General features: G+C 39.9%; 10 protein-coding genes. 2 read left to right on the top strand and 8 right to left on the bottom strand.

All coding sequences use genetic code 11. From position 1 onward, the window contains the following. The first annotated feature begins 34 nt into the window (after positions 1-34). Positions 35-1,363, top strand: a complete 1,329-nt coding sequence (locus BJP58_RS25110) for a helix-turn-helix domain-containing protein (protein WP_233354754.1) — start codon at positions 35-37, stop codon at positions 1,361-1,363. 400 nt (positions 1,364-1,763) lie between these two features. Here BJP58_RS25110 and BJP58_RS25105 read toward each other — a convergent pair whose 3' ends face one another. Together BJP58_RS25105 and BJP58_RS25100 are read right to left on the bottom strand one after the other, a co-directional pair. Then, on the bottom strand, positions 1,764-2,129 hold the full coding sequence (locus BJP58_RS25105) for an SMI1/KNR4 family protein (RefSeq protein WP_194541033.1): 366 nt from the start codon (positions 2,127-2,129) through the stop codon (positions 1,764-1,766). Between the two features lie 94 nt (positions 2,130-2,223). Further along, on the bottom strand, positions 2,224-2,703 hold the full coding sequence (locus BJP58_RS25100) for a hypothetical protein (protein WP_194541032.1): 480 nt from the start codon (positions 2,701-2,703) through the stop codon (positions 2,224-2,226). Positions 2,704-2,872: 169 nt separating this feature from the next. Between BJP58_RS25100 and BJP58_RS25095 the strand changes: the two genes are divergently transcribed. Further along, complete coding sequence (locus BJP58_RS25095; RefSeq protein ID WP_194541031.1) at positions 2,873-3,121, top strand: helix-turn-helix domain-containing protein; 249 nt, start codon at positions 2,873-2,875, stop codon at positions 3,119-3,121. Positions 3,122-3,679: 558 nt separating this feature from the next. On the opposite strand, the gene BJP58_RS25090 is transcribed toward BJP58_RS25095, so the two are convergent. The 6 genes from BJP58_RS25090 to BJP58_RS25065 form a co-directional block, all read right to left on the bottom strand. Continuing rightward, entirely contained in the window at positions 3,680-4,747 is a 1,068-nt protein-coding gene (locus BJP58_RS25090; RefSeq protein ID WP_194541030.1) for a type II TA system antitoxin MqsA family protein, read from the bottom strand. Positions 4,748-4,971: 224 nt separating this feature from the next. Next, positions 4,972-5,346 carry a hypothetical protein gene (locus BJP58_RS25085; protein ID WP_194541029.1) on the bottom strand — a complete coding sequence of 125 codons (375 nt, stop codon included), beginning with the start codon at positions 5,344-5,346 and terminating at the stop codon, positions 4,972-4,974. Between the two features lie 357 nt (positions 5,347-5,703). Continuing rightward, a complete protein-coding gene (locus BJP58_RS25080) occupies positions 5,704-6,387 on the bottom strand; it encodes a restriction endonuclease (protein ID WP_194541028.1) in 684 nt (227 codons plus the stop codon). A gap of 16 nt (positions 6,388-6,403) precedes the next feature. Next, positions 6,404-8,824, bottom strand: a complete 2,421-nt coding sequence (locus tag BJP58_RS25075) for a restriction endonuclease-like protein (RefSeq protein WP_194541027.1) — start codon at positions 8,822-8,824, stop codon at positions 6,404-6,406. Beyond that, positions 8,796-11,015 (bottom strand): MrcB family domain-containing protein, encoded by a 2,220-nt coding sequence (locus tag BJP58_RS25070; RefSeq protein WP_194541026.1) that lies wholly within the window; start codon positions 11,013-11,015, stop codon positions 8,796-8,798. Before BJP58_RS25070 ends, BJP58_RS25075 begins: the two co-directional genes overlap by 29 nt. A gap of 363 nt (positions 11,016-11,378) precedes the next feature. Continuing rightward, the gene (locus BJP58_RS25065; protein ID WP_194541025.1) at positions 11,379-11,708 is read right to left on the bottom strand and encodes a nucleoside triphosphate pyrophosphohydrolase; all 330 of its coding nucleotides are present in this window, start codon (positions 11,706-11,708) and stop codon (positions 11,379-11,381) included. Positions 11,709-12,807 lie beyond the last annotated feature (1,099 nt).

The following is a 12,807-nucleotide window of genomic DNA, read 5'->3' as shown; positions in this document are numbered from 1 at the left end:
AGACAGAACGATCAGTACGGAGCTATTACGTTACTTGGAGAAGGAGAAACTCAGCATTTCCTCTTTTGCAATTAAATCGGGAATCAATTCGGGAACCCTCAGCCGCTTTATCAATGGGAACCAGCCCCTTTCCGTTTCAAGTCTTGATTTAATTACGAAAGCCATGAATCTGGAAGAAGGCTATTTTTATTCTCTATATGTAAATGAGTCAACTCCGAACTGGAGGCGACTTGGCCCCTTTATCATGCGATGTGCCGAGCTAGGGAAACTCTACTGCATCGATCAGGCTGTTGATTTGATCATCGATAACCCAGCTTATTCATCCCTACTCTTTGATAGCGCTGAAGCACTATTTCACAAGGGTAATCGGGAGGCTGCTCTGATCCTATACAAAAAAGTCGCCGAAAGTGAAAAACACCAGCATGCTGAAAGATTAGGTTTATGTCAATACAGAATATTTACTTGCTCCCTAAACTCGGATCAGGAACATAATCTGAACTGTACCATACAATTTGAAGCTTATGTTAAGCGACTTCCTGAAGGGGTACAATTAGATGCTTTAAAAGATTTAACTAACACGTTGTTGTCCTTAAGTAAAAGGAATAAAGCAAAGTACTATGCTCAGGAAATGGGACGCATCTCTAGAATGCTGTACGCACAAAAACATAATAAAAACAGACCTCACAGGAAGCCTATAGAGCCAGCCAAACCGTTGTTTGGGTATATTTTATACTCCGATCTGCTGTTAGGCTCCATAGCTGCAGATAACGATGATTATGATCAAGCCCTTAATTATTTATCCTGTTATGAGGATCAAAGCTGGATTATAGAATCCGATGAAGCTGCCGAACGTACCAAAGAACAATTCAGGGAATGGGCTAGAGGCAACCGTTATCTATATGAACTAATGAAAGGCAACATAGAAGTACTTGAATCATACATCGAGTATATCTCTTCCAGGGAGAACGAAATACTAAGAGCTTTATTTAAAATCATCCAAGCCGCTAACACGTATCATTTTGAATTTGATGAATATCTCGATAGATTTGAGAATCTGATTAAGGATCATCTCATGCGACGAGAATCAGTTGGTAGTTATACCGAACATATAATGGATGACCGCTTTGCTAATTTCCTTACCGATGTTGGTATGTATTACATACGGAAGGATAATATTCAAAAAGGCTCAAAATATATACTGGATAGTTTAGAATTCTCTTATACCAACAATAATGCAATCAACATCGTAAGATGCTGTACAACCATTGAGCATATACAATCTAAGCTGGATCATGACGATCTAGAAAGATATGCTGCAATACGAGATAAGTTAAAAGTTAGCGGTACTCTTATCCATCCGTAGATTCGCAGGAGTTCTTGTGTTATGGTAGCTAAACTGCAGCCGTGTGCTCCCACGATGAATTTAACATCTATTCCCGAGTTGATTGATCTGTTATAGAAAAATAGAGAACGGAGAAAGAACCTAGGCTAATGATTGTTGTATAGCCTAGGTTCTTCATGTTAAGTCCTCGATTTTGACGGTACCGACTTCCGTTAATTCTTAATTTAATATGACATGTACTTAATTACTTAAGATTTCGAATCTTTCATCAAACGTTGGATAAAACGTATAGAATACCGGCACAGCATGTTCATCGTAGTCGTCATGATTCCACAATACGGTTAACCATTCTTCAAAACAAGGTAAAGTTTTTACAATGACCTTTGAATTTTGACTGATAAACCCTAATCTGTACTCGTTATTAGGGATTCCTTCCTGCACATAGGAAAACCCAGTGGTCATTAGAGTTCTCAACAGCATCAAACATAGTAAAGGAAATAAGACGATTGGAATCAATGAGCTCATCTGTCTCTCGAATGTATATTTTATCTGGGAGATCCGGAAGAATCACATGACTTTTACTTATTGCCCCACAAGGCGAGTTCTCACTAATCCCGCCGATAGGTTCACAATCAAGTAAAAAAATCCCATTAGAGAATTCACTTAGAAAAGTACAAAACGATAGTGGTAGTTTCACCCCTAATCTATCTTCAAAATCTCTAATATCTCGATGTTCTGCAAGCTCATATCTATCTACATCAGAATACCTTTCTTGAAAACATTTCATGAACTCTCTGACATTCATCGAAATCATCCCTCATATTTTTAATTTACACGACAACCATGTATCCAAAAATGATCAATGAAGATAACGGCTAGCTTTATTTCTCAAAAACAGAATGGTATGTTTTATTGGGTAACTCTAGTTGGCTAGATATCTGAAGAATGAACTCATCCGCTTTCTTAATCAGGTTCATTAGATGTGTGGGCTGCATTTTGCTGATGAGGGAGTTCTCCTGTGATAAAAAGGATATGGATTGTATAAATATCAACGGCTCCACATTCATCTCCGAGTCTTTGGGGAACATCCGCAGTATTTCTTCTAGCAACATATTTGAAATAGGCTGCATTCTCTCCTTCTTTATATATAAAGCAGTTAGCATGGATTCTAATGCCCTGTTGCATAGTAATAAACAGACGTGATGCATGTTTTTGTCAAAGAAATGCAAAGATAAATTCATATATTCTTGAGAGCAGCTGGCATGAAGAACAATCATATCCTGGTAAAAGCCGCCTGCTTCCCCATGTTGGGAGGATGTATTCACATTCAGGTCAGTATCTCTTGTTACCGTCGATTTCATAATTAGCTTCACTCCCATTTTTCACTAAGAACATACTCTATTTATTCAATTCAGTATTTTCCAGTATCTGTATTGTATCATCCAAACAGTTTTGTAGGCAATAGCCTACGGAAATTCCCTTATAGAACCGCATAAGATGAATTTAACTATCTATATAAGGGGTTATAACGTGGCTAATCATAATGATAAATCCATAGAGTTACTAGCCTTCGGCAGAGCTCTCCGAAATATTCGCAAAGAAAAAAAGCTCACTCAAGATGAGCTGAGCCTCTATTCCCGTGTCGACCGATCTTATATTAGTGAGCTAGAGAACGGAGAAAAAGCGCCTACTCTGCTAACAATTACTGCATTAGCAAGGGCGCTTCATGTTAAGGCTTCGGTTTTGATCGAGACGTATGAGAGGGAATTGGAGAATTAGAATGATCCTCTCAAGCTGGGGAATTTTTTAGACTAGAGGATTTTCTGAATTTCTCTCATGAGATAAGTGTAGGACATAGCTCTCGGATAAAATGCGTTCGGGTGATGGTAACGAATAATGACATTTTGGTGTCAGCCCACCTTATCCGTCAATTACTATTTCTTCTAGGGGAGAGTATGAATTGACAAGTCTGTCGTAGGCAAAGAAAACCTAGGAAATGTCAGGATTCTGCAATAATCAGAATATTGTATATGGAAAAGTTGAGAAGTATGGCTTCGTATCGCATCTAGATACAATCCTTATTACATTGAAGCAGAAAAGAAACCATCCTTTAACCAATAGAGCCCATGTAAAGACTTATCAACACTTCATTTTATATGGGAGACTCATTTTTAAACCTGAGGCCCCCACTTTTGAGACTATTAAGGCAAATCTTAACCCCCTGAAAAACAGAGGGGTTCTCGATTTACCAAAAATATGCAGGGAACCGGAACAGTAATGTATGCTGGGCCCTGAGGATAGATCTAGCTATAAAACCAGATTATTGGTGCAAATAACTTACCGCGAATTCAATTCAAGTTCAAAATCTCGAGAGTATTTATAGTTAATTAATTGTTCATCAGGAGTCTCTATCCAAGCACGTTCTTTATGAGAATATTCGCTAATTTTACGGGAACCATAACCCTCAAAAATATAATTCACTCTTTCCAATGTAACCATTTCTTCTTTCTCAAACACGTTAGGATTATAATTTTGTGTTGCCTTAATAGTCATTTTTACCCATCCCTCATCGTTCAATAAAGACTCCTCAATTTCTATAACGTCCATATGTTGCAGATGAGCAAGTATTATCTCATGATCTTTGGGAACCGGCCCGAATTTAATGCGAGCATAAGCAGCTCCACTTATTGATGCAGTATACTTTTTGAAGTAAAGGAAATCCGAGTACCATAGAAGCTTCATTAACTTAGTTTTGTTAACTCCCCATTTTGAAAAGAACAGAACCATATTTAAGAATTTATCTAGATTGAAATCTCTATAACCAGTGAATTCAGTAAAAGCAAATGGCTTGTGAATCGATTCAATTATTTCTTCATCATCTTGCATTATTTCTACAAATGGTGTGCTAATTCGGCCTTCTTGTTCATCGCTCCAATTTCTTAATACGTTCTCAACCTTCTTTAATTCCCTAGGAGATAAATTCTCTTTATTTTTATTAAAATATTCAAATATAGATCGAGGATTTTCTTTCAATTCTTTATAAATGGTTATATGTTTATCACTTGGCAACTCTCCAGTTTCGTGTCTTGCTATACTTGCGGAACCTATTCCTAAAATCTTTGCAAAGGGGCGAATCCCCAAATCTTTGTATTGAAGTCTAACATTTCTAATTTGTTCAGAAGTTAATCCGGAAGTTGCTTTTATATAAGCGTCATTTATGGCTTTTAATTGTTCATTCATATATTTTTCATCAGATATTTCAGATCCACATTCTTTGCAAACAAGCATTATTACTTCTACATCAATTAATTTTCCATGAATTCTAATTGTTTGTCGCTCTTTTTTTTCCTCAGCATTGCAATCCTTACCGCAGTCATCACAATACGTTAGGAATTCCCTTGACATAAGTTTCTCGCTCCTTACTATTAAGTTTTGTTTAAGCCTTTAATCAAGTTTTTAGAGTGTTAATAAGTTTTGGTGCAATCCTTGAGGTCAGGTTGCCTATGTGTTACTCACCCGTCCATAGGGGAAGTAATCAAAAATTCAATCCATTTTGGTTCTAAACAACATTCATTTATGATATAAAAGTGCCTAAAGGGAGCCGGAGCAAGATGCTCCCTTTATGTACTTTAATTTCCTAAGATTTTTTTGTTTATTTCGGCCTTCGGGCCATACTCACAAGGATGAAACGACATCGAAACGCATTTCTTAGTATTGCTGTAATCCTTAATCTTAATTTTGATATAGGCCCAAACACCATTAGGCATTTCTTTCTGAAATGCATAAATCAGTTCACCAGAACCATCTCTATCTAATTCAGGATGTTTCTCTTCATCGTCCTTAGTTAAAGTCATCATAACTTTCCATGCTTTACCCACATCAGGAGGCATCCCTAAATCGATAAAATCTTGTCTCCAGTTTCGACCTTTACGAAATATAAACTTCCGCGTGTCCTCATGAATCATGAGTGGTATTGCTTCCTTAAGCATATCTTCGCTATTCACATATCTTCACCTCCTTTAATAATATTATACACAATTTGTGATATCATGATAACACTTTTTTACGAAAAAGTTATATCATGATTACACTTCTCCGTTTTTATAAGCTAAAGGCATTATAATCAAGGTAATTAAGATGAAATATGGAAAGGAGGATGTTTGTTCATCATTAAGAGTAGGCTTTATGGGATCGGGGTCTAAGTAATTTTGCCAGTGTAGATGAAGTTGGCCGTGGCTGTTTATTTGGAGTGTTTGTTGCTACTGTTATTTGCCTCCCTTTTCTTTGGCTTATCAGCGGATTTGAACAAGGACTTTAATTTTTCAAACATAAGAGAGCTCCGTTCTACATGTAATGATGATTCATCCGATCCGTTTCTTCCTTTTCCAGGCATTCAACTTGTTCTCAAGTGCAATACCGTTAATTAATTGAATGTTTAATCGCTCAGCGTCTCTTCTAGCGTCCTTGGTAAAATTACTGGTCGTGACCACCCAGGCATCATAACAACCGTGCACTTGCTTTCCTGCCTTCAATCGAAGAACAATATCATTACCAACATTCTGCTTCCACCGTTTACACTGTACTGCAATTTTATATCCCTCTTTACCGCGAAGAATGAGATCAACCTCGCTATCCCCCGATCCACCAACTCGTTCAACGGCATATCCTTGATCTTTATAGTACAACTCCATCAGTCTTTCAAAATCCGGTCCGGATAGATTATGGACATCTCTAGTGATAAGCTGAGCGTCTGTAAGTTTTGTCAGTGCCTTCGTTTGATGTGATCGTGATTTCATATTGTTTGAAGTTGTGGTAGAGGCTGCTCTGGTTGCGGGATGTTTCATGGATTTCTTATTTGCTCGTCTATTTCTAGTCCATGCAGCGCCCACCCATTGGGCAACGACCAACCCCAAAATAAACACACCTACAAATACACCCCAATGTAATTTAGGATTAATAAAATATAACGAGAGGGCTGCAATCGTAAACAAACCTCTTAATACATAAGCAAGCTGTTGCCCTTCGGCTTTATAAGTTTTCGCCATGCGTTTTAACTTCTCCTTATATCATTTCACCTGAACCATGAACTCCTAGCACCCGCTTAGCTAAATCCACCTGCTCATGATCCAGTTCCACCCTTACCGTACCAGCGCGTCTCTCCTCACGCCACTTTATCAGATCTTCTTCCGTCTCTAATTTCAGTTCCGCTATCTCTGCGGCCCGGTCGAAAATATACTTCGATGTATACAGAGCCGTGTAGATTCCTCGTCCACCTGAAACAATCGGTTTATCCCGTTTCATCCACCTGTCGATCGTAAATTTCACATACAGCTTTTCCTCAGATCCCCGTCTCGCGGGACGCTCCATAATTTCTCTGCGGCGCAGTACCTTCCAATCGGTAACTCGTCCATACCAGTGAATACCTGTTTCTCCGGTAGAAGCGAACTTTCCCTTCGATTGATAGAGGGCAATATATTCGATCTGCGTTAGAATCTTGTGGTCCGTCACATTTTCAAGAGGGATATGGTAAAAGTTTAATTCCAGTGCCTGTTCCAGCTGGGAAGGTTCTTTTAGTGAACCTACCAATACATTTTTGCCAGCCATTTTGTCCTGGTAGTAACTCTTCGTACCTCGAGGTCTCGTCGAGCGTTCGTACGCTTTTTCCGGGCTGTCCTTAATGAGCTCATCCAAGAATTCCTCCATCAGCTCCGTTGAGTTGGGTAGAAACGGGAAGGCTCCTACATTGACGAGCTCAATACTCTTATAAAAACGATGCTCCCGAAATTTCGCCTCATCATGATATGGAAAGAGTACATACGCTCCAAACATACTCCGTTCATACTCTTGCTCTTGCTTGTCTGAATAAACGATTGCGTCCCGATACCGATGCATCGTGTTGATATCGTCTTCCTCCGGACCTGGCTGCTTGTATTTATCATAATAAGGGGTTCCCTCGTATGCAGGATTTATCCGATATTTCGCGTCAAAAATATACTTATACTCCACCGTAGCATCGTTCTTCTTTAGCGTCAGCACATTGTCCGGCTTCTGACCGAGCGTAGCGCTTCGATCCCCTTTGGGAAGCGCGTTGTAATAGAGTGTAAATATTTCCCCGTTACTCGGGTTCCTGTACACCATCCTAGCGCTGGCCGACTTGTCCAACGTCACAAAAATTCCAGAGCGCTGAACCTTGATGATATCTTGCTTGAGAAGCTCATATTTCTGACTGAGGAGATCATGGATTTTCAAGAAGCACCAGTATTCGTACAGCTGCGCTAAGTCTTTCATCGAGAGACGGAACAAGTCGCTTTGGATCGATAACCCTTTCATGAGCATCAAATAATTACGATATACTTCCCGATATCCAGGTGCCATTTGTAATACTAAAGATACGGAAAGCTGCTTCATCCCACCAACGTTTAGAAAATCCAGCCTTAACAATCGCTGTAGCTGATTCTGCATAGAGCTCATCCGCTTCATTAGGAGGGGATCCTGCATCCGAGCACTTCCGGATAGTCTTGATTTCAATTCCTTTAATTTTTTTGATATGCGCTCCAGCACCCACCGTACAAACCGATTTTCCATCGTGTCATATTGGATTCGACGTTTCATCTCCAAAGCTTGGGTAGGGTATAAGGTTTGACCGTTAACTGGAATAAAACCAATCTTATCGTCTTGTCTAAGTAAATGAGGATGTTTGGTCAGGTACGCTATGTTTTCTTTACCTGTCTTCTTAACTCTTGCTGCCTCGACCCTCCTCATCTCTTTCTCTAGCTTGTAGTTAGGAGAAGTCTGTATTCGCTCCACCGCTTGAACAAGCTGTTCAAACACATGCTGGAGAATTGCAAAAAATTCCGTAAGACTTTGATGTTTCGTTTCTTTTAATCCGGTTAAATGATACGTCTTGCGAAGAAAGTCAAAAGACAAATTATAAATCTGCCGATTCACATCGTTTAGTATCATTTGATAATCTTCTTTGTAATCCATTTTGGAAGGAAAAATCTCCAGTTGTAGCTGAAAAACAATCTGCCCGTTTAGCCGGAGCCCCAGATCGGATAAACCAACCTCGTTCTGAAAGTTCAAGATTCCCGACAGGATAGATTGGCCAAGTGGCTTAATCGCTTGTCTTACGCTAGCATTCTCATGATGGAAGGTTAGAGCCAGTGGCTGCTTCTTCTCCACAACGAGCTCATACGACTGCGTTTCGAAAAATAGCGGCCAGCTCTTCTCCCCCACCTCCCACGGGGTGAGCGCTCCTGTTTCCGTTGAGAACACCGAAATCTGCTCGATCTTTAAATCACCCGAAAGGGAATGAACCTGTAAGCTTGTATCCATCCATTCCCCATCTTTCCTGTGATGAAGTTGCATAGACTCCACTGTAGGATGATATGGTTTGCCTTGAATGTAAAGATTGAAGAGGTTGGTCTCGACTCGCAGCAGTTCCACGCTCTGGTTAAGAGAGCCAGTAAGAGGTGAATCCATCTTCTTCTAACCTCCGTAGCATAAAGGCGATTTTCCGAGCGCTTAAAGGATGTTTAGCCTTGTTCTCCTCTTCGTTGTCATTCCATTTTAGATAGATCTCCGACGCATCATCCATAAGTTCTGATACTGACAACGTTCTCCCTAGTGCCCCTTGTAGTAATTTAAGGAGTACCCGCTTCACTGATAGGCTACTGCCTTGAACGCGAGGAAGGATCTTCTGTAGGAGCTGAAGATCAAAGGCCTCATCATTCGATAGCAGCTCATGACGCTGATTGTATACCATATAAAAACAGATTGAATCCCGGATCCGAAATCCGACATGAGAATGGATCTCTTCTAAGATGTTGTTGATCTTCACAAGCATTTCCGTCGTAGCATGAACTAAATCCGTATACTCGGAATACACGTCAACCAGTTGCAGATACTCGCTTCGTAAGAACGAGTTATGCACGGCCAAAGGCGTCCCCTCATCTTGCAGTTCTAAGCTCGGATATTGCTGCAAATCAATATAATTAAACTCGATCGTATTCGCGCGATCCAGTACCTTCTTGCTAAAAGGATGCGTCGTCTCATCCATGTTCACCGTTCCAATCAGATACACATTATCTGGAATGGACAAGTCCCCATATACCGATTGATCCTCCGGTAGCAAGGACTCCCGGTTAATGAGCTTGGTCGTCACGATCCGCTCTTGTTTCCATTCCTGTGTCTCAATCACGCTAAGCACATCGCTGAAATAGTACTCCACTCGCGCTAGGTTCATTTCATCCAGACAGACAAAATAAGGCTTGTGCTGATTCTCAGGCCGTGAAGCTTCAACAAGAACTTCTGCTAAGCGTCCTGGTCGGAACACTCCCGACAAGTCTTTATATCCTAGCAAATCAGAAGGATCGCTCCAGTCAGGCCGAACCGGAATCAGCGTAAATTGTCCATTGTCTCCTGTAGCACCTAGTGCTTCAGCAAAAAGCTTAACAAGCTTGGTTTTTCCGGTACCCGATACTCCCGCCAAAATAACGAAAGGCTTGGTTTTTAGAGAGAGGTACAGGTTCTCGATAAGGCCGTGCGGATAATGGAATCCTCGGTGGGAGATGTATGATTGGATTTGCTCGATTTGTTCTGGCACAGTTAATGAACTCAAGGACGGGTTCTCCTTCTCTTCTTTCGATGGTATCACTTCATCTACGCCTTTATTGTTAATGACATGGTCCACATATATTTTATAGTTAGAGATCACATTCTCTAGATCGGCCAGTAATTGATCGTCATTTGGGATGGTATCTCGATCATAGCGGATATACGCTACGGTAGAGACTTGGTAATCGCGGCCGAGACCACTTCTCGTGGTAAGGTTAATGCCTTCATCCTTCTGCATACCTTCAAGTGGAAGGAGTTCACGGAGCTCATTGACCTTCTGTTCTAGGTAGTGGTACCCTTCTTTCTTTCCGAGCTCATCTTTGGGTACAGTAACCCCTTGGTTTAATGTAAGATAGACAGATTCCATGTCCTCTGAAAATAAATAAACGATATATTCGCCGTGCTGTGTTGTATCCGTTATCCGCTTATCCATCACCGCGATCCAAGGAATGTTGGCCCAGTTCCCCATACCAACAGAACCTTGAATTTTGTATTTAGGATCTATAAAAGAGAATGATCTTATTTGCTCAGGAATTGTCTGTCTGAACAGAGTACCTAATGGGTGACCTGCAAATGTTTGGTTTCTAGCTGTTATGTAACTGTTCATGATTTCAGACAGAGCATTTTGAAGGGAGAATGCTAGCTTCCCTAGCTTATCGTTATAGTTCTGTAGCTCCGTCAGAGCATACTCCTTTAACTCTCGCAAGACGTGGTCATCTATTTTGTCTGCTATATCAGGACGAAACGTTACCGTTTGCTGATTTTGATCAACTTCTAAGATGGCCGATAGCGCCTCCAATGGTGTTTTAAGCAAGGTTATGGTTTGAGATAAGGTAAAATCATCCCAGTGGCTTGCCTTGCCAGGGGGAGGTGAATCTACTCTCTCACCTAGCTTACTATTCTCTTGAAAGTATGCCAAAAACCGCTCAGCAATCATGCCGAGCGGGAAATAGAGCGAATGGGTCTGTTGGTAATGTTCGATAAGTGAAAGAACTAGGACCATTTTGTAGGATTTTTGTTTGGTGCGAAATATGGATGAGAGTTGTTCTGGTAGCATTAGGACCTCCAGGGATTTAGCAAGGTTATAACTATTTCAAAAGAAATTAATTCTAAACAGTGGCATAGACTAAGAGGTGCTATTGACATCAGTAGTACAAATATCAAGGGAACTAATATCTTATAGTTAATATCGGTCATGAAAAAGCTTGGTTTAATATAAAAAGCTAAACCTTAAGGGAATTAAGCTGAATTGATTGCTACTTAATACAAATCAATACCAATGCCCCTATAAATCAAAATTTTAATTATTATACGAAGCAGCCAACTATGTAAGTAATGTAATGGATATTTTATAAAGATACAGAAGTATTTTACATCCTGATGATTAAAATATCTGCTTAATTCTGTAATCAGACTGATATTAAGCGTTGTCGTGGACATCGATTAAAAACACCCGTTCCTGGAAACCACCTCGAGCTTCCACCTTCTTCTCTCTCAAGATCTCTAATTCTTCCCATGTTGCACCATGTACGACGACCAACGCCCGAATAACCTCAAGCATATCTGCAAGCTCTTCCAACGATTCTTTTGAACTTTGAGCGGCAAAGTATTCCTCAGACTCTTCCTTGAGCTTTACGACCAATTCTTTCGTATACTCTTCTTCATCCAAGATTCGTGTGCGAAATTCTTTACCTCTAGATTCAATTACTTGGGGAATAAGATCTCGAACTAGCTTATTGTAAACCGGCATAGTATCTCATCCTTTACATGGTTAATTTCGACCATTGTATCATACCGAAGGAAGTGTAGAGTAGATGCTCATTTCCTTACAGGTCCCACTGGAATCGGTTCAATCTTTCGTCTCCAACAGGATCCTGCTTCCATGTTAACCTAATTCATTTAAATTAAAAATGGTGACCCAATTTCACAAAATACAACGACAATAGTCTCTCAATCTTTATTAAATAAACACGTTGAACGGGGAATTGGTCTGTAAGATGATCATCATTTTCGTAATCCGGTCCCATTCTTTCGGCTTGCGAGCATTATCGCTTCTTCAAATACACTTACAGCCTTCGCATCCATTCGTCTCGTCCCATGTCTCGAATGCCGTAATCCGGGTTCCTTCTGGCAACACGTTAATAGAGCCGTCATATATAGCATCACGATAGATAAAAGGAACTTCATTAAACTGTCTCCCTATCATTTAAAGTTAGTGTAGAAATAAAAAGACCCAGAACCAATTGTCCGAAATTCACTTCAAATTGCCCAGTTGGATGATCATGAAGATACCACCAGTATCTACGCATAATGACATCTTGTTTCAACATGCTCATTATTTAAAGACATATCTTTAAAAAATCGAACGATACAACTCGGAAGGATTGGATGCTACTCTACCTGATAGATGAATCAGCACATCGTCTACGCGGTTCAGAAGCTTCTGAAGCTGCGAGGAGTCTATGTGTTGAAAAATATAATTGAAATTTTTCGGCGGATTGATGGAAATAGTTAAAAAAGCTGATCGGACTCCGATCAGCTTTTTTAGAATTAATACCAAAGATTATAAAATCGATTAAATGCTAATTATTTTAGTAAAAACTTGAAATAAGCTGCCTTCTCTCTGCCTTATATATAAAGCGTTTAACATGGATTCTAGTGTCCTGTTGCATAGCAATAAACTGATATGGAGCATGTTTTTGTCCAAGAAATGAGATGAATTCATATATTCATGACATCCTAGGGTATTAGAGATACAATGAAAGGAGCTAGGACCCGTATAGCTGTTAGCTTCCAATATTAATGGTAGAAGATATGTATTATAATATGATTCAAATTGATAGAAATTA

The organism is Paenibacillus sp. JZ16 (genome assembly GCF_015326965.1).
Taxonomy (GTDB): Bacteria; Bacillota; Bacilli; order Paenibacillales; family Paenibacillaceae; genus Paenibacillus_AQ.
This window is presented reverse-complemented; position numbering and strand designations above follow the sequence as displayed.

What these genes read in the sequence shown, in the direction of transcription:
- BJP58_RS25105 (WP_194541033.1), bottom strand. Translation starts at nt 2,129, where the DNA reads ATGAAATGTTTTCAAGAAAGGTATTCTGATGTAGATAGATATGAGCTT.
- BJP58_RS25100 (WP_194541032.1), bottom strand. Translation starts at nt 2,703, where the DNA reads ATGAAATCGACGGTAACAAGAGATACTGACCTGAATGTGAATACATCC.
- BJP58_RS25090 (WP_194541030.1), bottom strand. Translation starts at nt 4,747, where the DNA reads ATGTCAAGGGAATTCCTAACGTATTGTGATGACTGCGGTAAGGATTGC.
- BJP58_RS25080 (WP_194541028.1), bottom strand. Translation starts at nt 6,387, where the DNA reads ATGGCGAAAACTTATAAAGCCGAAGGGCAACAGCTTGCTTATGTATTA.
- BJP58_RS25075 (WP_194541027.1), bottom strand. Translation starts at nt 8,824, where the DNA reads ATGGATTCACCTCTTACTGGCTCTCTTAACCAGAGCGTGGAACTGCTG.
- BJP58_RS25070 (WP_194541026.1), bottom strand. Translation starts at nt 11,015, where the DNA reads ATGCTACCAGAACAACTCTCATCCATATTTCGCACCAAACAAAAATCC.
- BJP58_RS25065 (WP_194541025.1), bottom strand. Translation starts at nt 11,708, where the DNA reads ATGCCGGTTTACAATAAGCTAGTTCGAGATCTTATTCCCCAAGTAATT.